A 25048-nucleotide genomic window follows, 5' to 3' on the forward strand; every position below is an offset into this window, starting at 1 on the left:
AGCGCAGATGTTGAATGGGCCGACGCCTTCGCGAGCAAGCTCGCTCCCACAGGGATTGGGGTGTGGATCAAGATATTTGCTTCACCCTCGAACCACTGTGGGAGCGTGGCTTGCCCGCGAAAGCGGTGGGTCAGGCAGCACAGATGTTGAATGGGCCGGCGCCTTCGCGAGCAAGCCCGCTCCCACAGGGATTGGGGTGTGGATCAAGATATTTGCTTCACCCTCGAACCACTGTGGGAGCGTGGCTTGCCCGCGAAAGCGGTGGGTCAAACTGCACAAATGTTGAATGTGCCGACGCCTTCGCGAGCAAGCTCGCTCCCACAGGGATGGGGTTTAGGTTGGGATGCGTGGCCTCACCGCAGGGCCATTGTAGGAGTGAGCCTGCTCGCGATTGCGGTGGGTCTGGCGACACGGATGTCAACTGGGCTGACGCTATCGCGAGCAGGCTCACTCCTACAGGGAGAGGGATGTGGGGTGACCCGGGATTTACTCGGTAATCTTCGAGAAGTTGCGATAGAACATGTCACCCTCGCGGCTATCCGTCATCGAGTGCAGCTGGAAGCTGCGATTGAGCCTGGCGCCGCCGTCACGGGTCAGCGGGGCCCAGACCAGGTTGGCGCGGCGCATGGTCGACATGCTCATCATTTCGTCGAACGGGATCGACAGGTAGATGCCCTTGTCGAAACTACCCTCCCCGTACTCGGCGCTGCCAGCCGTGGTGATCGTCGCCCAGGCGCCGAAGCGCACGCCGTTGAAGAACTCGCGAGAGATGTCCAGCGTGCCGCCCCAGTCGCCGGCCAGATAACGACCGACACTGACGGCCGCCAACGTGTCGTACGGCAAGTCGGTGTAGCCGGTGATGTGCCCGGTCCAGACTGAGTAATCGCGCAGGCCGAAACCCTGGTCGAACTCGCGCTGACGCACGTAGTTCAGATCCGCCCCCACCGACCAGCGCTCACCGGTCGGACGGAACAGCACCTCACCGCCGACGCCGGCAAACATCGACTCCAGATAGCCGCCGTAGACCATGCCATACAGGTCCTTGTCCAACTGCTCGGCGTGGCTGACCTGGAACAACGGCATGGTCACTTCCGAGGTGGTCAGGTACTGACGCAAATCGGTGCGCACCCGCGGCAGGCCGCTCGGTGCATCGTAGGTGAACTTGTCGAAGTTGTTCACCAGGTTGGCACTGAGCAGGCCGTTCCACCAGGTGTTGCGGTTGAAGCGGTACTCGGCGTCCGCATCGGCGCTGAATTGATAGAGCAAACCATCCGGGCCACCGACGTTCTGCTTGAAGCCGAGGCCGACGCCGTAATTGAAGTGCTGCGGCGCTTCGCTGTAGAGGGTTTTCTCGTTGTGCGGCATCGCCGGGTTGATCTCGGTGGTGCGGTGCAGCGACTCCAGCGGCTCCTCATTGTTGATCACTTCGCGGAAGGTTTGGCGTGGCACGCTGGTCTCTTCCAGCGGCAGGTCGTAGCGTTTGTTGACCACGGTGAACCAGTTGATGTCGTCGTTCACGCTGTTGTCGAGAATCCGGCTCGCGCGGCCAACGGCCTTCGACGAATGGAAGTAGCGCTGCTGCTCGCCGTAGACGATCAGCTCGGAATCACGCTGGCTGATGCGCTCGACCTTGTACCCGGCATTTTGCTGCAGACGTTGCGACACGTCGGCCCAGTTGACCTGTTCCATCGGCGTGGTCGGCATCTTCGCCGGCAGCGGTTCCGGCGTCGGATCGTAGGTCTTGGCCGGTGCCTTGCGGCTGACGAAATTGGTGTGGAAGGTGATGCCGAACATCGCCGTGTTGCCCCGCTCCCACGCCGCGCTGACGTCCACCGAATCGGCCACCTTGAACACCGCGCCGAAGTTGATCGGCGAGTCTTGCTTGATCACGTTGTCCTTCGGCTCATGCTTGTAGTCGTTGCCTTCGTATTCGAGCTTCAGGCTGAGTCGATCCCACGGCGTCTGATAGCTCACACCACCGAAGAACGACGGCCGACCGCGAAAGTACGAACCGGAGTTGACGTCACCGGTACCCTCAAGGGCCGGCCGGGTGTCGAAGCGATCACTGACGTAACCCAGCGGGTTGTCGAGATCACCGCGATTACCGAGATAACCCCAGGCGATGCCGGCGCTGAAATCGAAATTGTCGAAGCGCTTGTTGGCGACGAAGAACTCACTGGAGAACAAGCCCGTACCACCGATGTCTCGGAAGCCCAGCGCGATTTCCGGTGCCCAGTGGCTTTCCTGCCACAGCCGGACTTTGGCATCGACCGCCTTGTCCTTATAGCTCTGGCTACCGCTCAGCGCCTCGGAGCCGTACGGCCGGTTAGTGATGGCGGTGTAACGAAACGAGCCTTCGAGCCAGTCCAGTGGCTGCAACGACACGCTGTAGCGGCTGTAAGGCTCGGTGCGGTTGGCGTTGACGCTCAGTTCGCCGGCCGGGGCCATGCGCGCGGTCGGCGTCTGCAACAGACCGGTGCCGCCGAAATCATTTTGGGTAATACGCGGCTCGGCATGTACCAGACCGCACGGCAATAACAACACAGCTGCAAAACGTAACTTCAACGAACCACCTCAGCCAGCTGCGTGGCAATCAATTCGGCCAACTGCTGATTCAGTTCAGGAACAGGCGGATCCAGATCATCGTTTTTCACCGGCACCAGAATCTTGCTGCCGGCCACGGGGAACTGCCCGCTCTCGCGATTCCAGTGCGCGATACCCACGCGCCGCACCGCACCATTGGGCTGGATCAGCCACAGGTAATCGGCCTCGGCATCGTCCAGCGGCGTACAGCTTTCCAGGTACTCACGCGCCTCCAGCAGAGGCTGATAAGGCAGGTGGCAGGTCTCGGCGACCGCGCCCAACACTTGCACCTCGTCGACCCGCTTCGGGTAGATCAGCTGATCGCCATCGTCGAGACGAATGTTGCGCGCGAAACCGACTTCCACCGCGACCGGATCGAGGTCCGCCACCTGACGCCCGGTGACCGGCATCTGCCGCACCTGTTCGGCCAGGCGCAGCGCCAGCGCCGCGCGGCTCGGGCGGTCAAACAACGAGGCCATGCGCTGCAACACATCGAGATCAAACAACACCCCGGCCTTGAGCCGCGCCTGTTGTTCCAGCAACGACTGGCGCAGCAACACGCCGGCCAGCCAGTAACCCTCGGCATTCGGCACCGCCACGCTGATCACGTCGAGCAAGCGTCCGCCCGGCGGCAACTCCACCTGCCCTGGATTGGCGACATCGCCGCTGACCGTGACCGCTGCCTGACTGACGCCGCTGAGCAACAGCAAACCTGCCGATAACATCCGTAAGCGCTTCACGGCAGATGCCTGCGATCAGGGGTCAGTTGCACGATGCGCACGCGCAGTTGCGTGGTCAGTTGCTGCTCGCTCTGCAGGATGAAACCGTCCAGCGGATCGACCCAGTAATGGTTGGTCGCGCGCAGGCCGATGGCCGGGACGTCGATACGTTCGTCGACACGCAGCACGGTGTATTCCTTGTCGAGAATTTGCAGGGTTTGCGTGGATCGGCGGGAGAACCGGCTGTTGACGATCAAACCGACTTCCTGCCCCTTGTACAGGTCGATCCAGCGTTGGCTGGTGAAGCCATCGGCGACCCGGTGCAGGCCTTGTTTGAACGGCGCGTTGTCGGCCAGCCGCGTGCCGTCCAGATCGCCCTCGACGCCGAGGCCGATGGTGCGCACGGCGAGGCCATCGCGCAGCAGCAACACCTGTTTGCCGGAGGCGACCCAGAACTGCAGGTCTTCACGCTCGCGCACCAGCGCCAGCACCCCGGAGCCGGACGGTGTGGTCAGTTTGACTTGCGGATACTTGACCTCCGCCACCTGCGCCGCACTCACGTCCAGCTCGTCCGGACCGATCACCGCCGACTTGAGGTTGCGCACCGAAGCGGTCATCAGCGGGTTACAGCCACACAACATCAAGGCCGCCATCAGGCAGACGCCAACTTTCAAGGTTTTCACGGTCGGCCTTATTTGCTGTTGTTACTGAATTCGCTCCAGTTCTTCGCAGCGGAAGCCCCGGTCCCGACAATCGATGCCGACGGCACCAGTTGGCTGATAAAGCGGTTCCAGCGCGTGACGTTGGCCGGGCCGACGTACACCACATCCTGGGGACGCACTTCAAAGTGCGAAGCGAGCGCCATTGAGGTCGGCGACTGAGCTTCCAGTTGATAGATTTTCGCCGGCTCGACATCGAGGTTTTCCACCCCGCGAATCACGTACACCGCGTTGCCGTTGGAAGTGGTCTGACTCAAACCGCCGACCGAACCGAGCACGTCGGAGAGGTTCATCGTCGCGGTCTTGAAGCTCAGCGCACGGGGCTGATTGACTTCGCCCATGACGTAGATGCGCTTGTTGTCGTTGTACGGCAGATACAACTGATCGCCGCCCTTGAGGAAGACGTGCTGCAACTCGGAATCCTGCTGGTTCAGCGAGTCGAGATTGAGCGGATACACCCGGCCATTGCGAGTCAGCAACAAGCCCGACAGATCGGCGTTATTGGTGTCGATGCCGGCAGTACCGAGGGCTTCGACCACGCTCAGCGGATTGGTGGAAATCGGTTGTGGCCCGGCCTTGGCCACGGCGCCGGAAACCACCACTTTCTGACTGGCGAAACGCAGCACCGCGACATCCACCTGCGGCTCGGCGATGAACGCCGACAGGCGGGATTCGATGTCCGAGCGCAGCTGTTGAATAGTCTTGCCGGCCGCCTGCACTTCCTTGATGAACGGGTAGTACAGCGTGCCATCGGAGCGCACCAGTCGACCGTTGGCGTCGATCTGCTGTTGTGCCCCCGATGGCGCGGTCAGCTCCGGGTGATCCCAGACCGTGATGTACAGCACATCGTTGCTGCCAATGCGGTATTCCGCCGGTGTTGCCAACAGTTCCGCCGGCACCGTTTCACGCTTTTGTGTGGCGCGAGTCATCGAGATCAGCTTGGGCGTGATCGGAATCAGCTCGACCCGACTGCTTTCGCTGGCGCCCTGGCGTGTGATGTCGCCAGTACTCAGGTATTGGCCGGGGGAAAACATGCAACCTTGCAAAGCGATACTTGCCAACAGCAAAAGAGAAAAACTACGAGTCATAATGGCACTACGCTATTCAAGGGCGAATCTAAAAATAAAGTCACCCGACTTGCGTCGGGCGACCCTGTACTGCACTAACAAATGTTCCTGTTAGTTGTGCGTGCCGGTGGTGCCGGTAGTACCGGTGGTGCCAGTGGTACCGCCGTTGGCACTTCCGCCGCTGTTGGACGCTGCGACTGCACTGGCAACCATTGCAGTACTGGCAGCAGGCGCTGTAGAAGCCGCCACACTGCCAGATACATTGGTCACCGCAGTTAGCGGCGCTTCAGCAGCGGACGCCCAGTTGCTCAACATCGTCAACAGGGCAATCGCCATCACTTTTTTCATATCAACTCCTTTCTAACATTCGACCTGTTAAAAACCGGTCTTTGTTAGCGGTGGTAGCGTTCAAGTCCGCGAAAAGCGCGAACAAGATCCGTCGTTCTTTCACAGTCTTACCCAACTGATAAAAGTCGAACGGCAGGTTTATATCTACGGACTTGCAAAAGGCATTTCCAGCGTATTTTCCCGACGATATCTAACAGCTGACCGAAACTAACATTCAGTATTAGAACGACATCATTCGAGATAACCGCGCGGATGATTCGATTGCCAGCGCCAGGTATCGGTGACCATGTCCTGCAAACTGCGAGTGGCTTTCCAGCCCAGTTCTTTTTCGGCTTTGGAAGCGTCGGCCCAGCTCTCGGCGATGTCCCCGCTGCGACGTGGCATCACCCGGTACGGCACGGGTCGTCCGCTGGCTTGTTCGAAGGCATGCAGCACTTGCATCACGCTGTAGCCGTCGCCGGTGCCGAGGTTCCAGGTATGGATGCCCGGGCGGTCGGCAATCGATTGCAGAGCTTTGAGATGGCCATCGGCGAGGTCGACGACGTGGATGTAATCGCGTACCCCGGTGCCGTCGATCGTCGGGTAATCGTCGCCGAAGATCGACAACTCTTGCAGGCTGCCGACCGCAACCTGGCTGATGTAAGGCAACAGGTTGTTGGGGATGCCGCTGGGGTCTTCGCCCATATGCCCACTGTGATGCGCGCCGATCGGGTTGAAGTAACGCAACAAGGCGATGCTCCAGCGTGGCTCGGCCTGACTCAGGTCGCGCAGCACGTTCTCGACGATCAGCTTGGATTGACCGTAAGGATTGGTCGGAATGCCGGTGGGGAAATCCTCGCGGATCGGCATCTGCTCAGGCTCGCCATACACCGTCGCCGACGAGCTGAACACCAGCCGGAACACCCCCGCTGCGGCCATCGACTGACACAAGGTGATGCTGCCGCCGACATTGTTCTCGTAGTAATCCAGCGGCTTGCGCACGCTCTCGCCGACGGCTTTGAGCCCGGCAAAATGCAGCACCGCGTCGATCGCATGCTCGCGGAAAATCCGGTCGAGCAACGCCCGGTCGCAGACATCGCCGCGAATCATCAACGCGCTTTTGCCGCAGATACCTTCTATCGCGTGCAATGCCGCATCGCTGCTGTTGCAAAGATTATCCAGTACAACAACTTCATAACCTGCTTCAAGCAGCGCAAGTGTGGTGTGCGAGCCGATATAGCCGGCGCCACCCGTTACCAGAATCTTCATAGCGCGGTCCGTCATTGGATAAGTGACAAGTAGCCTGTCAAGTCCCTTTCATTGAATCTGTGGCGCACCACACAAATAAGGACGACAACAGCCTTAAACAAAATTAGTTCAACTACTGGCAATAAATATTTTTGCAGGTCAAACTGTATTGCCCGGTACTTATTAGCACCCCAAGTGCGCTCATCACTATCAACAGATACCGACTAAAAATAACTAATAACGTTATTACCGACATCTCATAACATTGTCATGTTTTACCCCCTGCGCTAATTGCCATTAACAACCTGACTCAGGTATTAAAGTACTCGTTCAATAATCATTGAAACTTGTGCGCTTTGATCAGTGCGCGCATCCGTTGCCTGTGTTCCATGACTGTCCAGGATACTTTTATGATTCGTAAATGTTTGTTCCCCGCTGCCGGTTACGGCACGCGTTTCTTGCCGGCGACCAAAGCCATGCCGAAAGAGATGCTGCCGATCGTCAACAAGCCGTTGATCGAATACGCCGTTGAAGAAGCACGGGACGCCGGCCTGCAACACATGGCCATCGTCACCGGTCGGGGCAAGCGTGCGCTGGAAGACCACTTCGACATCAGCTACGAACTCGAACACCAGATCCGCGGCACCGAGAAAGAGAAGTTCCTCGCCGGCACCCGCGAGCTGATCGACACCTGCACCTTTTCCTATACCCGTCAGGTGGAAATGAAGGGCCTCGGTCACGCGATTCTCAGCGGCCGTCCGTTGATCGGCGATGAACCCTTTGCCGTGGTGCTGGCCGATGACCTGTGTCTGAACCTGAAAGGTGACGGCGTGCTGTCGCAGATGATTCAGCTGTACAAGAAATTCCGCTGCTCGATCGTCGCCATCCAGGAAGTCCCGGCCGACCAGACCCACAAGTACGGGGTGATCGCCGGCGAACTGATTTCCGAGGGCATCTACCGGGTCAATAACATGGTGGAGAAACCCGCGCCGCAGGACGCCCCGTCGAACCTGGCGATCATCGGCCGCTACATCCTCACCCCGGACATCTTCGACCTGATCGCCGACACGCAACCGGGCAAGGGCGGCGAAATCCAGATCACCGACGCGCTGATGAAACAGGCGCAGAACGGTTGCGTGCTGGCCTACAAGTTCAAGGGCCTGCGCTTCGACTGCGGCGACGCCGAGGGTTACCTGCAGGCGACTAATTTCTGCTACGACAACGTCTACCTCAAAGGCCGCTGAGACGGCCCCGCCCACTTCTCTTTTCAGGAGGCAACCGATGAACATGGCACAGCATGCAGCAGAGATTGAACGTGAGGTGGGCAACCTCGGCACGGTGAGCTGGCTGTCACGCCATCAGCCGTTGCCCAGCGCCAACGAGTCGTGGCTGGGCAGCATTCTGCTGGTGGAGCGCATCGGCATGTTCCCCGCGTCCGGCGACATTCGCCGAGCGCTGGCCGATCCCTATCCCCTGCTCGCCCACCTGAAACAACGGTATGCCGAGCAGGCGCTGGAAATGGACGATCGCGATGGCCTGAAGGTGATCTTCAGCGACTGGCGCTTCCGCGTGCGCCTGTGCTGCAACGAGCCGGCGATCATCATCAATGTCGAGACGCGGTGTGCGACGCAACTGATGCCGCAGAAAACTGCGGAGCTCCTGAGCCAGATCGAACAATTCGAATAGCACACTGCCCCTTGTAGGAGCTGCGGCACGCTGCGATCTTTTGATTTTAAGAGCAAGATCAAAAGATCGCAGCGTGCCGCAGCTCCTACAGGGGTTTCGTTGGGTCGCAACTGTCCGCGTTGATGCCACTGACGATCCAGCGATAGAAGTAATCGGCAATCACTTTCCCGCCCGTGGCCGGCTGCGGATGAATCCTGTCCGGCCCGATCATCGCCGCCGCATAGCGTTTGACGTCAGGGCCGAACGCGCATTGCAGATTGGCAAAGCCCAACTGCTGCTCATGCGCCCACGGCTGCAAGACCTGCGCATACGCCGACATCGGATAGGCACTGGAGCGCGTGGTGTCCTGACGCATGATCAGGTTGATGCTCGCCGCCGGCTGGATCTCGCGGATCATCGCCACCAGGCCCTGAACGTTGTGCAGGTACTGCTCGGGTTTGACGCCGAAGCCCTGATCGTTACCGCCGAGCATGATCAGGTAAACGTCGGCGGGAATCTTCGACACGGCGGCTTTCCACTGCACCTGCCATTGCGGATCCTGGTGATAAAAGTCAGCGGAGGCCGCTCCGGAGGCCGCCAGTTTCGAAACCCGCACACCGTTCTGGTCGTTACTCAGCCACAGGCCGAACAAGGTCGGTGCGCCCTTCACCACTTCCAGTTTGAACGACCAGTCTGCCGCTGAAGAGAGACCTGAAAGCGGTACTTCCTGAACGCCCGAACCCTTGAGCGCCAGCGGTTGCCAGTCCTGCGAGGGTGTCCAGCGGTAGCGCAGCTCGCTGGCTTCGCCGTTGCCCAGATAAAGCAATTTCGCCTGGTTGACTTGGGTGTCGATGGCCGGTGTCGGGCTGGCATCGATTTGCAACCAGGCACCGGGCTTGCCGGTGACCGTGCGGCTGTCGGGGCTGGCCTGACCGAGACCGGAAACCTGCCAGCCACCACCGAAGTACTTTTCGCTGCTGCGGGTGTATTTGAAATGCGTGCCCCCCAGCGCGGCACCGTGGTTGAAACCGACGTAACCGGGACCGGCAAAACCGACTTCGCCAGCCACGCGCTGCACCAGTTTGTTCAGGTAGAAATCCTGCCCGGCGCTGTAGCTGTCGCCGATCACCGAGACCGACAAGACCTTCCCGGCCTTGCCTTCGCGCCACTGCGCAAAGCGCTCGCGGGCATCGCCCACTTCCACCACCGACGCCGCGACGGGCTGAGCGTCATTTACTGCCAACATGCATTATTTCCTTCAGTCTGGAATGGCCCCTTCGCGAGCAGGCTCGCTCCCACATTGGATCGACGTCATGCGCCAATCCCCTGTAGGAGCTGTCGAGTGAAACGAGGCTGCGATCTTTTGATCCTCAACATCAACCTCAAAAGATCGCAGCGTGCCGCAGCTCCTACAGGGAATGGTGTACGACGTTAAATCCGTTGGGTCTGCACCACCGGAGTAACGCTCGCCGCCGGTTTTTTCTTCGCCGCACGTTCCCCGAGAAACAGCACCGAAGTGACATTGAAGCGACTGAAAATCATCGACAGTACCACCGGCCCCAACAGACCGAACAGCAGCCCACTGAGCACCAGAATGCTTTCGTCTTTCACCCCCAGCCGCCCCATGACAAACCGCGAAGTCGCCGCGAACAGCACATGAAACAGGAAGATCGCGTAAGAGTAGCCGCCCAGCCAGGTCAGCCACTTCGAGCGCATGTCACTCGACAGCAAAGCAATGCAGGACACACACCCCACGGTCAGACCGATCAGGCTGCGGCGGTCAACGATCAACTCGCGATCAATCGCCGCCACGTACAGCAGCGTCAACGAAATCAACACAAACACCAGCGGACCGATCACCTTGAAGCGCTGCTTCAACGCTTCGACATTTTCCTGGCCGATCATCCCCGCCACAAAAAACGGCAGCAGGTAAATCGCGCCATTGATGCCGAACGCATCGAGCTTGAACGGCGGCAACAGAAACACCGCTGCAGCGAAGGCGAACAGCAGATACAAGCGCGTCATCGAGCGCAGCATCCCGCGCCATTCCAGCAGGCCGACGAACATGAAAATGATGAACACCGCCTGCAGGAACCAGAAGTGGTTGACCGGCACCCAGAACGACAGCAACGCATCAATCACGCCGACGTCCTTGTTCACCCCCGGCCCTACCGCCTGCAACACCGAGAACGGCACGCCGACGCAAAACAGCGGCACGAGCAGCCGCCGTACCTTGCCGCTGAAGAACGCGGAAAAGTCATTGCCGCGAATTTTGTAGATCGAATAGATGTAGCCGGAAATGAAGGTGAACAGCGGCATGCGCACATACACCATCGAGTCGGCGATCACTCGGAACGGCGAGCCGATATCGATCTTCAGGCCCCCGCCCAACGGGCCAATGACGTGATAGAGCACCAGCAGCAGGCACGCCAGACCCCGCAGAGTTTCGATCTCCAGCGATTTTTTCTTGCTCGACATACAGCACCTGCCTCAATTCAGAACTCGTGATTCAACCCGCACCGGTTTGTTCGCGCGCAACATCAGACCCAAGCCGACAAACAACACCGGCACTACCATGGAAAAGTGCCGGGCGAAGGAGCCGAAGTCCGGCTCGAACAACCCTTGCACCAGCAGGAACGCCAGCGGAATCGCGATCAGTTCCTTGGGTTTGGTTTCGATCGGCGCGCCTTTGTAATCGGTGGAGGTGATGACTTTGAACAGCAGCAGCGCGGTCATGATCATCAACGCGACGAAGATCACTTGGCCCGGCCCGGACAACAGAATCAGCTCCACCGGGAACGACAGCCGGAAGAAGATGATCATCGAGTCGAGCGCCTGGGAGACGAAGTCACTGCCGCTGAGCCACGACACGATCAGCGATTTCGAGCCCTCCTCCCCTGCCGTGCGCAGTTCGTTGTTGCTGGCGCGAATCGACGACACCGGAAAGCCCAGGGCCAGCTGGATCGCCATGGCCACGGCCAGGTAAAACAGGAACAGCATCAGGAAGAAAGTGAAGCGCGACACGTACTTCTTCATCACGCAAACGCCGACCCACGACAGCGAAAACAGGATCCAGTAAGGGCGGATCAGTACGCCGTAGATCACCGCCGACAGAAAAAACCCGCCGCGATATTTACGCGTCAGCGAGCTGAACAAGATGCTCAGCACCGCCACCGAGACGATGATTTCCTTGGTCAGGTTTTCCAGAAAGAACGAACGCACAACCCCCCACAGACACAGGGTGCCGAAGATCGCCAGCGGCATACGTCGGAACACCACCACCGGAATCGCCGTAAGGAAAAAATTGCAGAACATCCCGTAGGCCCAGGCGTTGGTCAGGTTGATCCCGGTGGGCCGCAGCAGGAACGCCGAACACTCGTAGGAGGAGCGATCCGGCGAGAACGGGTTCCAGAAATTGCAGTTGTCGGCCCGCGCATAGGACGACCACAAGGTCATCGCATCCGGGCCTGGATCGCGCGGGATCAACAGCGGCATCGCCACCGACAGAAACAGCCCGGTAAACAGAATCAGGAACGACAGCGAAGAATCGAGTCTGCGGCCGCGAAACTCGATGCACGGCAACTTCAACCCCATGCCAGCGCCCCTTTGGCACGGGTCGCCCGAGTCAACACGGCGATCACCCCGAGCTGCACGATGATCGCGAAGACATTGCCCCACGCCGCGCCGTAAATCGAATAGTGCTTGATCAGCAGATAACTGACCGGCACCGACACCAGCAGGCAGATCGCCGCGCTGGCGAATGACACCCGACTGTTTTTCGAAGCGATCAGACCACCCCAGACGATGTCGCCGATGGCCCGCAGGGCAAAGGAAAAGATCAGCACGCCGAGGATCGTGTTGTCCGGACGCGGCACGCTGCTGGCGACGTAATCGAGCACCACGTTGAAGAACAGATAGATCAGCACCGCCACCGCCGCCGACACCACTAACGAGCGCATCACCCATTTGTTGACGAACAACTGCCGTACGGTGAACGCCTGCTGATCCGCCTGAAACCGCTTGGCCAATACCGGAATGCCGACCACCGCCACTACCGCGTAGGACAGCGCCTGCAAGGTATTCGCCGCCGACCATGCATACACGTATTTACCGAGGCTGGCGTAGGGTTCGAGGTCGGCAATCAGAAAGCGCTCGGCGTACTGACTCAGCGCGATCAAGCCCGTGCCGAAGTAGAACGGCAGGCCGGCCTTCCACACGGTCGCGGTAGTCAGTGCTTCGCTGACCCGGCCCTTGTGCACGTTCACCACAATCAGGTAACCGGCGACGATCACCAACACGTTGGCGGCCACCCACAGCCACAGCACACTGGCGATGCCGGAGACCCAGTCGAGCATCATCCCGCCCACTGCCAGTAGCGCCCAGAGGCCGGTCTTGATGAAGAACAGCAGCGCGCCTGCCGTGGCTTTCTGCGCAGAAAAAACGAACGAATTGATCTCGAACGACAGGTGTTCGGTGAGCAGCACCAGCGTCACGCAAAGAATCAACGCGGTGCTCGCCTCGACCTGCTGGAACAGCGAGTAAATCCCCACCGTCAGCAGCGACAGCAGCAGCCCCACCGCCAGATACAGCAGCAGGACTTTATCGACCACCCGCCGCGAGCTGCCGCCGACGCTGATCAACCGATTGATCTCGGAGCTGAAACCGACGCTGTAGAACTTCGAGGCGATCAGCGACGCGGCGACCACCACGCCATAAAACCCCAGCGCTTCGTAGCCCAGGTAATGGGTGATGGCCAACACCAGCAGAAACTTCGCGCCTAAAGCTCCGCCGCGAAGCAGAAGGCGAAAAATCATCGAACGACGCCTTTGATGATCTCGTCCATCATCACCGTCTTGGCTTCGATTTCGCGACAAGTGTCGGTCAGGCGCTTGCCGAAGTTCGACAGCGCGTTCGGCGCGTACACGGTGTCGATGATGGTGTCGACATTGATGTCGCCGCCATTGATTACCCAGTCCTCCACGCCCATGTCCTGATAGGCGCCAAAGCCTTTGCGCTCATAGCTGATGTGGTACGCCGGGACACCGGACAACAACGATTCGATGGCGCCGTGCAGACGCACGGAGATCACCAGGTCCGGCTGATATTTGGCAATCGTCGCCTTCAGCGACAGCAGGTCTTCGCTGATGCCCAGTTCGCGATAGAACGCACCGTCATCGTTGCCGCGAACGGCGCTCTGCACCGCGCAGACCACTTTGCTTTTGTTCTTCAGGCGCTGCAGCAGCAACTTCAGGTTGGCGACGTAGGCGACCTTCTTGTCCTTGCTCCACTCCGGCGGCTTGCGCAGCACCACGCACACGGTGGCCGGCGATGCGGCACAGCGGGTGAACTTCGGCTGCTGAAGGATCTTGCTGGCCAACGACTGCACCGCCAGATCCGGCGCGCGATAGACGTTTTCGCAGGCATCGAACATTGCCGAGGAGCGGTTATCGCGCACGAACACCGCGTCGGCGCTGGCGTAGTGATCGACGATCTTGCGGCTCTCGCCATGGAACGGGCCGATGCTTTGCGGCAGGTACACCGACGGCACCTTGCTGAGGATCGCCGTTTCCAGTTGCTTGGCGTGGCCGAGTTTGAGCTTGATGTGTTCGAAGGCACTTTTCGAGCGCATGTAGCCGCCACCGACGCCGACGATCAGATCGGTCTTGCGCAACAGATCCGCCAGCCCGGCATACGACTGATTGAGAAAAACCGCCTGCTTGACCCGCCCCAGGCCCTTGGCCGCCATCACCGGCGCGTCGAATCGCGGGTACGGCAAGTAGGCGAAAGACTGCGGGTCGGACGCCACGACATTGATCGCGGTGTCTTCGCCAAAGTTGCGCTGCACCAAGGCGATGGCCAGATCGACGAGCAGGCCGTCGCCGGAGTTGGAGGCACTGTAGCCATGCAAAATCGTTACGTTCATAAGCTTGAGTTCTACTTAATAAGTGGGAGCGCAATACACGTCGTAGGTCTGGCGGATCATCAGCGCGGCGCTGAAACGCTCGCGCACGATGTTCCGGCCTTCGCTGCCGAGGTCGAGCAACCGCGGCTTCTGGATTCGTGCCAGCACGTCGGCCAGCGCCTGATGATCACCGGTGGGAAAGACGTAGCCGGACACTTCATGGGTGACCAGTTCGGGCAGTGACGTGCAGTTGCTGGCAATCACCGGCAAGCCCATGGCCATGCCTTCCAGCGGCACCATGGCGAAACCTTCCCAGCGGCTCGGAACGATCAGCGCGTCGGCCTGTTGATACAGCGCCTGCACTTCGGCTGGCGTGACCCACGGCAGGTACTCGACCGCGTCCATCTCGGGGCACTCGACCGTGTCCTCGTTGACCGCACTGCCAACCACCGTCAGTTTCAGATCACTGCGCTGGACCTTGGCGAAGGCTTTGAGCAATACGTCGAAGCCTTTCTGGTAGTCGAGGCGACCAACGAACAGCAGATGGATCGGCTCGGGGTTGTCGGCCTTCGGCGCGTCATCCTTGTGCGGGATGCCGTTGTAGATCAGGCGCATGCGCTTGCGCTCGATACCGAACCGCGCGGCTTTGTCCATCTCGTAGCGGCTGACGCAAATGATCACGTCGGTGACTTTCTGCAGGACCCGCTCGATCCAGGCGTAGACCTTCTGCTTGATGGGCGAGCTTTCCATCAGGAACGAAAACGCGTGCGGGCAGTAGACGATTTTCGGCCGACGCCAAGGCTTGAGCAGCACGCACACGCAGCGGCCAATCACCCCGGAAAACGTGCTGTGCAGATGCACCACATCGGGTTTTTCCTTGAGCAGTGTCCGGGCCAGCTCCCACGCAAAGCGCAGCAGCGAGGGCACGTTACGCCCGGACCTGACGAACGTGCGAATCTGGCTCTGGTCGATGCCGTGCAGCTCTTGTTTCTGGTCGAGCGGCACCAGATAGACCAGCTCGTAATTCGAATCCTGGCCTTCGGGCGACGCCGAGATGGTGCGGATAACGGTGGCGACCCCACCTTTTATCGTTTCAGCCACGTGCAGTATTTTCTTCACAACCCACCCACTTTCATGCCTGTTGGAACGTACCTGAATCTCAGGATTTGTCCGACGCGTATTCGTAGTTGTAATAGCCATAGCTGCCATTGCCGTAGTAGCTGGCAGCGCGCTTCTCGACGCCGTTGAACACCGCGCCCTTGAGCTCGATGCCGTTCTGCGCGAAGCGGCGAATGGTCGCTTCAATTTCCTTGGCCGGGTTTACCGCAAACCGCGTAACGATCAGGCTGATCCCGGCTTCACGCCCGACAATCGCCGCGTCGGTCACCGCCAGCAGCGGCGGCGTATCGATGATCACCACGTCGTAGCGTTCACTGAGTTCGGCGAGCAGATCGCGGAAGTTGGCGTGCATCAGCAGCTCGGAAGGATTCGGTGGAACCTGACCACGGCTGATGAAGTGCAGGTTGTCGATTTCCACCGTGTTGATCGCCTGCTCGATGCTGCAGCGCTTGACCAGCAGATCCGACAGGCCATTGGCGATCGGCACGTTCAGGGTCTTGTGCAGGTGGCCCTTGCGCATGTCGGCGTCGATCAGCAGCACGCGCTGACCACTTTGCGCCATGACCGCCGCGAGGTTGGAGGAGACGAAGGTCTTGCCGACCTGCGGGCTGGGGCCGGAGATCATGATGCGGTTGTTGGTCGAATCCAGCGCGGCGAAATGCAGGCAGGTGCGCAGGCTGCGGATCGACTCGATAGACAGGTCGGTCGGGTTGCGCAGCGCCAGCAGATAGGCCGGCGTCTCGGCGGTGACTTTGGCTCGGCCTTTTTTCGTGTCCTCGTCGCGCTGCAAGGCGCTGTAAGGAATCGACGCGTACACCGGCAGCCCGAGCTGTTCGATGGCTTCCGGGCCTTCCAGACCTTTGCTCAACGATTTGCGCAACAGCACCAGGGCCACGCCGACAAAGGCGCCGAGGAACGTTGCGATCAGCACGATCAGGGCTTTTTTCGGTTTGACCGGGCTGCTCAGGTCGACATCTGCCGGATCGATCAGGCGCACATTGCCCACCGCCCCGGCGCGGACGATGTCCAGTTCCTGGGATTTGTTCAGCAATTGCGTGTAGATCTGCGAAGCCACTTCCACATCGCGGGTCAGGTTGAGCAGTTCCTGTTGCGTGGCCGGCAGATCGCCAACCTTGCCTTCCAGCGACTTCTGCTGCTGGGTCAACTCACCGATCTGCGACATCAAGGCGCGATACGCCGGATGCTGCTTGGTGAACTTGCGATCCATTTCCGCCTGCTGCATTTTCAGCTCGGAAATCCGCGTTTCCAGCGCCACGGACTGACCGAGCACCGACTGGGTTTCCAGGGAAATGTTCACGGTCTTGCCGTGGGTCTGATACGCGTTGAGCGCATCGCTGGCCTTGGCCAGATCGCGCTTGACCTGCGGCAGCTGGCTTTGCAGGAACGCCAGGCTCTGCGCCGCTTCCGCCGAGGTGCGGCGCACGTTCTGGTCCACGTAGAGCGCGGCGATCTTGTTGAGGATCTTCACCGCCTCGGCGGCATCGGCGCTGGCCAGCGCCAGACGGATAATCCCCGACTCCTTGCCTTGCTCGGAAATATCCAGCGCATCCTGGTAACCCTGAATGGTCACGATCCGTGGATTGCGCACCACTTCAAAGCGCGTGCCCGGGTTGGCTTGCAGGCGCTCGATCAACCCGTCGACGCCGTCCTGGGCGAAGGCTTGGCCGGCGACGCCCTCGACCAGCAGGTTGTCGTTGTCATCGAGCAACTGAAAGTGCTGTTGTTCGCCAGCCACCAGCGTGAGCTTCTTGCCCAACAACTCTTTAGGCAGATTGAGCCGAGTGAACTCCAGACGCTCACCGCCCCAGGCGTAGCTGTTGAGGCCAAAACGCGGAGGCGCCACGCTGAGTTCGGTTTCGCCGCGATAACGCCGGGCGAGAAAACCGCCGATGACCGGAAAGGTGTTGGGGGTGACGTCGATGTCCAGGCGCAGGTCGTCGACGGTTTTGCCGATCACCGCGCGGGACTTGATGATGCCGATTTCGGTCACCGACGGCGATTGCCCGCCGAGCATGCTGCTGAGGTCGGAAAAGCCGAGCATGTCGTTCTTTTTCGGTTCGACCTGCACCAGCGCATTCGCCAGGTACACCGGGGTCGCCAATACCGCATAGGCAACGCCAGCGGCCATGAAGGCGCCGGTGAATGCACCGATCAACCATTTCTGGTCAATCAAACTGCCGAATATGCCGAGAAGATCAATACTGTCTTGATCGTTATCACGGTTGGCGATTACTGACGGTAACTGCATAAGTCTTTCTTACCATTCACTGATCTGAAGAATATTCATCAATGTCCGAGGCGCTGCGCCCACGAGCTAACAGCATCTTCAATCAATGCATGGGCATGAATAAAAGCGGCCTTACCTTGACGATACGGATCCTGTATTTCTCGTTCGCTCTGCCACTTGCCAAGAAGAAACACTTTGCCTCGGGCGTGCGAGGCAATCTTCAGTACCTGATTCACATGCTGTTTTTCCATGACCAGAATCAGGTCTGATTCATTGACGATATCGGCGGTCAATTGCCGGGCCCGGAAACCTTCGGCGCTGTGCCCGTGGTCTTCCAGCACCTGGCGCGCCGATGCTTCCATGCCTTCGCCAACCCGCGCAGAGAGACCTGCGGACGTCACCGAAATGGTTGAGGGGGTCAGCGCGTTACGCAGCAGAAGTTCTGCTGTCGGACTTCGGCAAATATTGCCAACGCACACGACGAGGATCTTTTTGAACAAGGTTTACATTCCTGTGTAATATCATTCTGCCAACATCTAGAGCGGATCTTAATGAACCCACTAGATCATTCTGCACTCAGAAATAGATTCGCCCTGTTAGTACCAGCGTATTAAGTACCACAGGGTCAAAAGCCGCCAAAACAGAATTACCGGACTAAAAATAACTGTGATTTTCAGGTCTTGTTTTCCTGACAAAAAATAACATTGGCGCACTTAGTGCGATTGTTAGTTTCGAAACAATTATCTCGAGATACTTTTCGCCGTTGTCACTTCTCACCCGGAGAACCGACATGAAATCAGCCCATCTCAAACCCCTGAGCGCCCTGACCCTGTTACTGCTGGCGGCAACCGGCCAGAGCCAGGCCAATGAACTGTTCCCGGCATTGCCCGCCAATAAAACCATCGGGGTTCAGGTCAAAGTCCAGAGCTTTTCCGCTGCGGACGCCGAGCGCGTCAAAGCCACCGGCTTCAGTTTCGTGCGCTTTGGCGTATGGACTGACAGCCTGCCCAGCGCGGCCTACCAGAAGCAGATCAGCGATGCCTTCGCCGTGGCTCGCGCGGCCGGTCTGCCGGTGCTGATGACCCTGCGCGCGACCAAGCCGTTACCGGCCAATGATCTGGCGAACGCGGGGGTCGCGTATGCCAACGCGCTGACCAGCCTGACAGCGACCTATGGCTCACAACTGGTGGCGATCGAGTTGTGGAATGAGCCGGACCTCGGCACCTACTGGCCGACCGGTAATTTCGACACGACGTTCGTGCCGTTCATGAGCGCTGCGTGCAAGACCCTGCAAGACAAACCCCAGACTGTCCCGGTGATCGGTTTTGGCTTCGCCCGGCCGCCGACTGCCGGCTCGGCGTCCACCGTGGCACTCAACCGAATCGTCAGCGAATACCCCAAATGCCTCAACGCGGTTTCCTACCATCCCTACGGCATGAGCGGCACGCAGATCAGCAATGCCCAGGCGTTTATCCAGCAGAACTTCCATCTGCCGGGGGTGATCAGCGAATGGGGTATCTCGGCGCTCGCCTCCAACGGCGGGACTGAGGGTCAGGCCAGTAAAATCAGTGCATTCGTCGCCGATATCAAAACCCGCAACATTGCCCTGACCTCGATCTACGAGTGGAAAAACAGCGACACTGGCAGCAATGACCGCGAGAAGAATTTCGGTCTGTTGACCTCCGATGGCCAACCGAAACCGGCAGAAACTGCGGTTAAAACCCAGCTGAGCCAGCAATAACCTTCATCGATGTGCTCAAGGGGCGCTGACCGTCAGTTGCTTTGAACCTGCGGCCGATTTTGGCATCGTATTCATCGATACCGCGCCCCACCGTTCAAACAGCCGTTCTCAGGTTGTTGCCCCCGGGGAACCCGTTGCGCCTTGATGCCCTTGAGTGGCTGTCAACGCTCGGGTAATGTCGTCAAACCCACAGGACAGAGCACACCCATGACTTCCAAGCTGGAACAACTCAAACAGATGACCACCGTAGTTGCCGACACCGGCGACTTCGAAGCGATCGCCCGGGTCAAGCCGGTCGATGCCACCACCAACCCTTCCCTGCTGCTCAAGGCCGCTGCCATCCCGGGCTATGCCGAGCTGCTGAACGCCTGCGTCAGCGACTGCAAGGGCGACGTGGGCCTGGCCAGCGACCGTTTCGGCGTCGCCGTCGGCCAGGAAATCCTCAAGGTGATTCCGGGCCGCATTTCCACCGAGGTGGATGCGCGCCTGTCGTTCGACCAGGACGCCGTGCTCAAGCGTGCGCATCGCCTGATCGAACTGTACGACAAGGCCGGCGTCGGCCGTGACCGCGTACTGATCAAGATCGCTTCGACGTGGGAAGGCATCCGCGCTGCCGAGATCCTCGAGAAGGAAGGCATCCAGACCAACCTGACCCTGCTGTTCTCCTTCGCTCAGGCTGCCGCATGCGCTGACGCCGGGGTGTTCCTGATTTCGCCGTTCGTGGGCCGCATCTACGACTGGTACAAGAAGGCCAACGGCAACGACTACACCGGCGCCGATGATCCGGGCGTGCAGTCGGTGACCCGCATCTACAACTACTACAAGGCCAATGACTACAAGACTGTGGTCATGGGCGCCAGCTTCCGTAATCTGAGCCAGATCGAGCAATTGGCCGGTTGCGACCGTCTGACCATCAGCCCGGACCTGATCGACAAGCTCGCGGCAGACACCGGCAAACTGGAGCGCAAACTCGCCCCGGGCCACGCCGGCGAAGCGCGCCTGAGCCTCAACGAAGCGCAATTCCGCTGGCTGTCCAACGAAGACGCGATGGCTACCGAGAAACTGGCTGAGGGCATCCGTCAGTTTGCCCGTGACCAGGAGAAGCTCGAGGCGCTGCTGCAGGCCAAGCTGTGATCTGAGCGGTTGAAATGCAAAAAGGGCGAACCCGGTTGGGTTCGCCCTTTTTTGTTGGTGTTGCTCAGCGCAAATGATGACTTATGGCAGGTGGCATCCCTGTGGCGAGGGAGCTTGCTCCCGCTGGGCTGCGAAGCGGCCCAATTGGCTATCCGGTTTTTTCAGAAACACCGTGCCGGCAGGTTTTATGGCTGCTGCGCAGCCAAGCGGGAGCAAGCTCCCTCGCCACAGAGGCCACTCAGTGGCGCTCGAGGGCGTTCACCAGGTCATGGAAGGCTTCACGATTGGAGTCGTTCAGGCCCATGAGGATCTTGTGCGCTTCGAGCACCTTGATCCGCACCACTTCCTCGGACTGATCCTGATCCGGCAGGTCGTCCAGGCACTCGGGGCACGGCACCGGGTGGTTGACGATGTTGAACACCTGCTCGAAGCCCATCGACTGCAGCAGACGGGTAATGTCTTCGTGGGTGGTGACGACGGTCGGCAGCAGGCCGACCTTCTGCCGCGACAGGATCGACAATTTGGCCAGCAGGCCGAGGGTGGTGCTGTCGATGCTACGGGTTTCGGTCAAATCGATCACGATCGCGTTGAAATTCAACGCGGTGAAGATTTTCTCAATAGTCGCATCCAACGCCGAACACAGGGTCAGGCGAACTTCACCGACGAACTTCAGGACGAAGGTGCCGTCCTGTTCGGCGAACTGGATTCTACCGGTACTCATTGAAGATTCCTGCTCAACACCAACAGGGCGATATCATCCGGCATCTCCCCTAGCGTGGCCAATTCAAACACTTGCCGCAGACCATCCAGGCTGCCGCCCGCCGCCTTCACCCGTTGAGGCAAGGCAGCTTCTTTTTCCTTGAGCGTCGGTTCTGGCAATAGATCCAGAATGCCGTCGGACATCAGCGTCAGGCTGAACGTCGGAGGCAGCTCAAGCACGTGATCTTCGTAGGTGGCCTCATTGAACAGGCCCACCGGCAAACCGCGGCCTTCGAGGTAACGAACACTGTCAGGCGTGTACAACACAGGCAACGGCAGATGGCCGCCGATGCTATAGGTCAACAAACCGGTCTCCTCGTCGATGACTCCACCGACCATTGTGACGTGTTTGCCCAGCTTACAACTGATCAGCCCCCGGTTGATATGTCCAAGGACTTCCGAAGGCTTGAATTCCGGCAACGTGCCGTTGCGCTTGGACTCGAACAACAGGCGCGTGGTCATGAACTTCAGCAGCACGGTGACGAACGCCGAAGAGGCGCCATGGCCCGATACGTCGGCCAGGTAGAACGCCACCCGACGCTCGTCGACGCGGAAGTAGTCGACAAAATCACCCGACAGGTACAGCGACGGGATGATCTGGTGAGCAAACTGGAATTCGTCAATGCGCCACGGGCTTTCCGGCAGCATGTTCATCTGCACCTGGCGACCGGCGTTCTGGTCTTCCTGGAGCAGGTTCAGGCTGGCTTCGAGCTCGCGGTTGGCCTTCTCCAGCTTCTCGCGGTAGCGCTGGTTCTCCAGCAGCAGGCGCGCACGATCCAGCGCGCGACGCACCGAATGCTCGAGCACGGCCAGGTCTTCGAGAGGCTTGATCAGGTAGTCCGCCGCCCCCAGGCGCAGCGCCTCGACCGCGTCGTTCATCACGCCGGCACCCGAAACGACGATCATCGGCGTTTGCGGTGAGCGCTCGGTGACCTGACGGATAAGTTCGAGACCGCCCATCTGCGGCATGCGCAGATCGCAGATGACCAAGTCGGGCTTGTCTTGCTCGAATACCTGAAGACCCTGTTGGCCGTTGCTGGCCTGCAGGACGCTGAAACCACTGTCTTCCAAATAGGCCGCGAGGCTCGCGCGCACTACTTCGTCATCATCGATTATCAGCAGCGTGGCACTGGTTTTTGGCATGTGGGCAAACGGCGCCAGAATTAGGTTGGCGTAGCAGGCGGGGCATCGGCCCGGCTCAGACTACTGGATTCGCTTTCTAGCCTCTCTGCTGCACCGCTTTCGAGCACTGAGCCGGAACGCGATTGCACCAGAGGTGCCCTTCTAAGGCGCAGACGGTACTCCCATCCGCGGGGCGTTTCAAGCATGCGCCGATGGTCGCTTGACGACTTTACTTGTCAAATCACCGAGAGTTATAAGAACAGCTCAAACCGTAACCCAATGGAAGGTCGAAGCCATGAGTCAAACCGGTCGGGACTACAGCGAAAAGCGTGATTTCATCCGCATGCGGGTCGACGCCGATGTGGTGTTGATTCATGAAGGCGATGAGATCGCCGGCGTGTGCATCGACCTCTCCAGCAGCGGCATGCAGGTCGAAGCGCCGCGCCAGTTCGCGGTTGGCGACCGCTTGAGCGTGCGCATCGATTCCGAGCATGCCGCATTGAGCGGGCTGGAAGCGGAGACCGAAGTGGTCTGGGTCAAGGCCCAGGACGGCGCCAGCCAGAAACTCGGCCTGACCATTTTGAAGATGAAATAAGCGCACACAAAAAAGGCGGCCTCATTGGCCGCCTTCTTGTCATCGGTCGAAATTAAAAATCGTCTTCAACCTGACCATCCTTGACCTTGAACTCGCGGTTCTGCAGATAGGCATTGCGGATGAAGGTGTACTTGTCGCCGCTGATCAGCTTCTCGCTCGACAGCAGGCTGGCGCGAGTGTCGACGATGTTCAGGCCGAACACCGAGTTACGGACAGGCACGTCGTTGATGTAGCGGTACGGAGCAGTGTAACTGTCGACGTACTTCGACGGCGCGTCACGCAGGGTGCTTGGGCCGAGCAACGGCAGCATCACGTAAGGACCGCTGCTGACGCCCCAGTAGCCGAGGGTCTGACCGAAGTCTTCGTCGCTGCGATTCAGGCCCATTTTGGTGCCGACATCGAAGAAGCCCAGCAGGCCGAAAGTGGTGTTGAAAATGATCCGCGCGGTATCGACACCGGCTGCTGCCGGTTTGGCCTGCAGAATGTTGTTCGCCAGGTTGGTGACGTCACCGACGTTGCGGAACATGTTGTGGATGCCGTCTTCGAGGAACTGCGGCGTCACGAACTCATAGCCCTGCGCCAGCGGCTTGAGCGCGTAGGTGTCGACGAAGTCGTTGAACTGGAAGATCGGGCGGTTGACGCTTTCCCAAGGGTCTTCTTCCGTTGCGGCGTTGGCGGCGAACGGAACCAGCAAGACGCTGGCACATACACATAGCTGAGCGAGAGGATTGCTCCAGCGCATAGAAAACTCCTTGGATTTTTACTGGCGCGGGCACCCGGGCCCAAGCGTTAAGAGCGCTAGTATAAGCGCAAATGCCGTTTTGGGCAGTCCACCCGTAAAGAGTCATGCAGGACGCTTCCTACACGCTCTTTCACACACCTGTCATCCAACTGTCACTGATGTCCCCTAGCCTCATACCTATTTCAGGGACGTTGCCATGACCCACGCTGAAGCCTTGCCTGTCGCCGAGCCCGGCCTGACCGCCGTGCTGTTCGGACTCAGTGGCTGTCTGGTGGATTTCGGTGCCCGCGCCCATCAACACGCCAGCATGCTGCCCGAGCACGCCGACGCCACACCCGGCGCCCTCGACAGCCTGCTCAGCCTGCAGCGCCAGCAGATTCCCTGTGCGTGGATCGATGAACTGCCCCCTGCCCTCGCGCAATCTCTGGCGGCCTCGTTGCCGGGGTGGATCCAACCGACGCAATATTCAGCAACAATCAATCCGTGGCCGGCGCCGAACGCCTGTTGGCAAGCACTGATGGGGCTGAATGTCGGACGCCTGGACGGCTGCGTACTGGTCAGCGGCGAGCCGCGCCTGCTGCAATCGGGCCTCAACGCCGGGTTGTGGACCATTGGCCTGGCGTCCTGCGGTTCGTTGTGCGGCCTGTCGCCGAGCGAGTGGCAAGCCTTGAGCCAACAGGAACGCGAACAGCGCCGCGGCAAGGCGACCCTGCAGTTGTTTAACCTGGGCGTGCATTCGGTGATCGATCATCTGGGCGAACTCGACACCTGCCTGGCCGACATCAACCTGCGCCGCCTCAAGGGCGAAAAGCCCTGACCGGGATCATGCAGGTTGCAGCAGAGTGGATTAATCTAAAGGTCAGCCATAGACCTTTGGCGCGCGGCTGCGGTCAATGCCAGTGCCTCTAGATAAAAGGAACCCCACCATGCCCGCCCAAGAACTGCAAAAACAACTCGACACCCTGCGCGAGCAACTGGAGCAGAATCCGCCGCTGTCCGAAGCCGAACGTGAAGATCTGCATGCGCTGATGGCGCAGATCGAATCGGAAATCGAACTGGAAAGCGTCACGCAGGAAACCAGCATCGCAGACGGTGTGAACCTGGCGGTGGAACGCTTTGAAGTGGAACACCCGGCCATTGCCGGCACCCTGCGCAATATCGTTAATGCGCTGGGTAGCATGGGCATTTGACTGCCCTGCGCTGAAACGCAAAAAGCCCTGCCAGCGATGGCAGGGCTTTTTCATTTCCATAATTTGAAACACAGTCCCCTGTGGGAGCGGGCTTGCTCGCGAAGGCGTCGTGTCAGTCGACATCATCGTTGAATGACACACAGCCTTCGCGAGCAAGCTCGCTCCCAC

Annotated in this window: 24 protein-coding genes and 1 pseudogene; 8 read left to right on the plus strand and 17 right to left on the minus strand. The window is 59.5% G+C overall.

Annotated elements, in window-relative coordinates; translation table 11 throughout:
- Nucleotides 1-486 precede the first annotated feature (486 nt).
- The 6 genes from PMI25_RS07340 to galE all read right to left on the minus strand — a co-directional run bounded on the left by PMI25_RS07340 (nucleotide 487) and on the right by galE (nucleotide 6684).
- Nucleotides 487-2565: a YjbH domain-containing protein gene (locus PMI25_RS07340; RefSeq protein WP_007968250.1), complete on the minus strand. Its 2079-nt coding sequence runs from the start codon at nucleotides 2563-2565 to the stop codon at nucleotides 487-489.
- On the minus strand, nucleotides 2562-3323 hold the full coding sequence (locus tag PMI25_RS07345; RefSeq protein ID WP_238547071.1) for a capsule biosynthesis GfcC family protein: 762 nt from the start codon (nucleotides 3321-3323) through the stop codon (nucleotides 2562-2564). Before PMI25_RS07345 ends, PMI25_RS07340 begins: the two co-directional genes overlap by 4 nt.
- On the minus strand, nucleotides 3320-3985 hold the full coding sequence (locus PMI25_RS07350; RefSeq protein WP_007968245.1) for a YjbF family lipoprotein: 666 nt from the start codon (nucleotides 3983-3985) through the stop codon (nucleotides 3320-3322). The genes PMI25_RS07345 and PMI25_RS07350 overlap by 4 nt, the downstream gene beginning before the upstream one ends.
- A gap of 8 nt (nucleotides 3986-3993) precedes the next feature.
- Nucleotides 3994-5055, minus strand: a complete 1062-nt coding sequence (locus PMI25_RS07355) for a polysaccharide biosynthesis/export family protein (protein ID WP_007968243.1) — start codon at nucleotides 5053-5055, stop codon at nucleotides 3994-3996.
- A gap of 144 nt (nucleotides 5056-5199) precedes the next feature.
- A complete protein-coding gene (locus PMI25_RS07360; protein ID WP_003226528.1) occupies nucleotides 5200-5436 on the minus strand; it encodes a hypothetical protein in 237 nt (78 codons plus the stop codon).
- Between the two features lie 231 nt (nucleotides 5437-5667).
- Nucleotides 5668-6684: a UDP-glucose 4-epimerase GalE gene (galE, locus tag PMI25_RS07365; protein WP_007968241.1), complete on the minus strand. Its 1017-nt coding sequence runs from the start codon at nucleotides 6682-6684 to the stop codon at nucleotides 5668-5670.
- Nucleotides 6685-7073: 389 nt separating this feature from the next.
- On the opposite strand from galE, the gene galU reads away from it, so the two are divergent.
- Complete coding sequence (galU, locus tag PMI25_RS07370; protein WP_007968239.1) at nucleotides 7074-7907, plus strand: UTP--glucose-1-phosphate uridylyltransferase GalU; 834 nt, start codon at nucleotides 7074-7076, stop codon at nucleotides 7905-7907.
- 37 nt (nucleotides 7908-7944) lie between these two features.
- Nucleotides 7945-8349 (plus strand): hypothetical protein, encoded by a 405-nt coding sequence (locus tag PMI25_RS07375; protein ID WP_007968238.1) that lies wholly within the window; start codon nucleotides 7945-7947, stop codon nucleotides 8347-8349.
- A gap of 85 nt (nucleotides 8350-8434) precedes the next feature.
- Here PMI25_RS07375 and PMI25_RS07380 read toward each other — a convergent pair whose 3' ends face one another.
- The 8 genes from PMI25_RS07380 to PMI25_RS07415 form a co-directional block, all read right to left on the minus strand.
- Nucleotides 8435-9574, minus strand: coding sequence for an SGNH/GDSL hydrolase family protein (locus PMI25_RS07380; protein WP_007968236.1), 1140 nt, complete (start codon nucleotides 9572-9574; stop codon nucleotides 8435-8437).
- A 185-nt stretch (nucleotides 9575-9759) separates the two neighbouring features.
- Nucleotides 9760-10806 (minus strand): acyltransferase family protein, encoded by a 1047-nt coding sequence (locus PMI25_RS07385; RefSeq protein WP_007968234.1) that lies wholly within the window; start codon nucleotides 10804-10806, stop codon nucleotides 9760-9762.
- A gap of 12 nt (nucleotides 10807-10818) precedes the next feature.
- Nucleotides 10819-11922, minus strand: a complete 1104-nt coding sequence (locus PMI25_RS07390; RefSeq protein WP_007968231.1) for a hypothetical protein — start codon at nucleotides 11920-11922, stop codon at nucleotides 10819-10821.
- Entirely contained in the window at nucleotides 11913-13142 is a 1230-nt protein-coding gene (locus tag PMI25_RS07395; protein ID WP_007968230.1) for a polysaccharide biosynthesis C-terminal domain-containing protein, read from the minus strand. The genes PMI25_RS07390 and PMI25_RS07395 overlap by 10 nt, the downstream gene beginning before the upstream one ends.
- Entirely contained in the window at nucleotides 13139-14251 is a 1113-nt protein-coding gene (locus tag PMI25_RS07400; protein WP_007968229.1) for a polysaccharide pyruvyl transferase family protein, read from the minus strand. The genes PMI25_RS07395 and PMI25_RS07400 overlap by 4 nt, the downstream gene beginning before the upstream one ends.
- A gap of 15 nt (nucleotides 14252-14266) precedes the next feature.
- Nucleotides 14267-15349, minus strand: coding sequence for a glycosyltransferase (locus PMI25_RS07405; protein ID WP_007968227.1), 1083 nt, complete (start codon nucleotides 15347-15349; stop codon nucleotides 14267-14269).
- 40 nt (nucleotides 15350-15389) lie between these two features.
- A complete protein-coding gene (locus PMI25_RS07410; RefSeq protein ID WP_007968226.1) occupies nucleotides 15390-17618 on the minus strand; it encodes a polysaccharide biosynthesis tyrosine autokinase in 2229 nt (742 codons plus the stop codon).
- Nucleotides 17619-17656: 38 nt separating this feature from the next.
- Nucleotides 17657-18097: a low molecular weight protein-tyrosine-phosphatase gene (locus PMI25_RS07415; RefSeq protein ID WP_007968224.1), complete on the minus strand. Its 441-nt coding sequence runs from the start codon at nucleotides 18095-18097 to the stop codon at nucleotides 17657-17659.
- 290 nt (nucleotides 18098-18387) lie between these two features.
- Here PMI25_RS07415 and PMI25_RS07420 point away from each other — a divergent pair, with 290 nt between their 5' ends.
- Nucleotides 18388-19338, plus strand: a complete 951-nt coding sequence (locus PMI25_RS07420; protein ID WP_007968222.1) for a hypothetical protein — start codon at nucleotides 18388-18390, stop codon at nucleotides 19336-19338.
- A gap of 207 nt (nucleotides 19339-19545) precedes the next feature.
- Entirely contained in the window at nucleotides 19546-20472 is a 927-nt protein-coding gene (gene tal / locus PMI25_RS07425) for a transaldolase (protein ID WP_007968220.1), read from the plus strand.
- 238 nt (nucleotides 20473-20710) lie between these two features.
- Here tal and rssC read toward each other — a convergent pair whose 3' ends face one another.
- Both rssC and rssB read right to left on the minus strand, forming a co-directional pair.
- Complete coding sequence (gene rssC / locus PMI25_RS07430) at nucleotides 20711-21193, minus strand: anti-sigma factor antagonist RssC (protein WP_003226553.1); 483 nt, start codon at nucleotides 21191-21193, stop codon at nucleotides 20711-20713.
- The gene (rssB, locus tag PMI25_RS07435) at nucleotides 21190-22374 is read right to left on the minus strand and encodes a two-component system response regulator RssB (protein WP_007968217.1); all 1185 of its coding nucleotides are present in this window, start codon (nucleotides 22372-22374) and stop codon (nucleotides 21190-21192) included. The genes rssC and rssB overlap by 4 nt, the downstream gene beginning before the upstream one ends.
- Before the next feature lie 274 nt (nucleotides 22375-22648).
- On the opposite strand from rssB, the gene PMI25_RS07440 reads away from it, so the two are divergent.
- Nucleotides 22649-22948, plus strand: a complete 300-nt coding sequence (locus PMI25_RS07440; protein WP_007968216.1) for a PilZ domain-containing protein — start codon at nucleotides 22649-22651, stop codon at nucleotides 22946-22948.
- 52 nt (nucleotides 22949-23000) lie between these two features.
- On the opposite strand, the gene PMI25_RS07445 is transcribed toward PMI25_RS07440, so the two are convergent.
- The gene (locus PMI25_RS07445; protein ID WP_007968214.1) at nucleotides 23001-23690 is read right to left on the minus strand and encodes an MlaA family lipoprotein; all 690 of its coding nucleotides are present in this window, start codon (nucleotides 23688-23690) and stop codon (nucleotides 23001-23003) included.
- A gap of 196 nt (nucleotides 23691-23886) precedes the next feature.
- Between PMI25_RS07445 and PMI25_RS07450 the strand changes: the two genes are divergently transcribed.
- The 3 genes and pseudogenes from PMI25_RS07450 to PMI25_RS29620 all read left to right on the plus strand — a co-directional run.
- Nucleotides 23887-24507, plus strand: coding sequence for a hypothetical protein (locus tag PMI25_RS07450; RefSeq protein ID WP_007968212.1), 621 nt, complete (start codon nucleotides 23887-23889; stop codon nucleotides 24505-24507).
- A gap of 109 nt (nucleotides 24508-24616) precedes the next feature.
- Nucleotides 24617-24880 (plus strand): DUF4404 family protein, encoded by a 264-nt coding sequence (locus PMI25_RS07455; RefSeq protein ID WP_007968210.1) that lies wholly within the window; start codon nucleotides 24617-24619, stop codon nucleotides 24878-24880.
- An 80-nt stretch (nucleotides 24881-24960) separates the two neighbouring features.
- Nucleotides 24961-25047, plus strand: a pseudogene (locus PMI25_RS29620) (metal ABC transporter ATP-binding protein); the annotation flags it as partial.
- Nucleotide 25048 lies beyond the last annotated feature (1 nt).

It is taken from the genome of Pseudomonas sp. GM30 (assembly GCF_000282275.2).
Lineage (GTDB): Bacteria > Pseudomonadota > Gammaproteobacteria > Pseudomonadales > Pseudomonadaceae > Aquipseudomonas.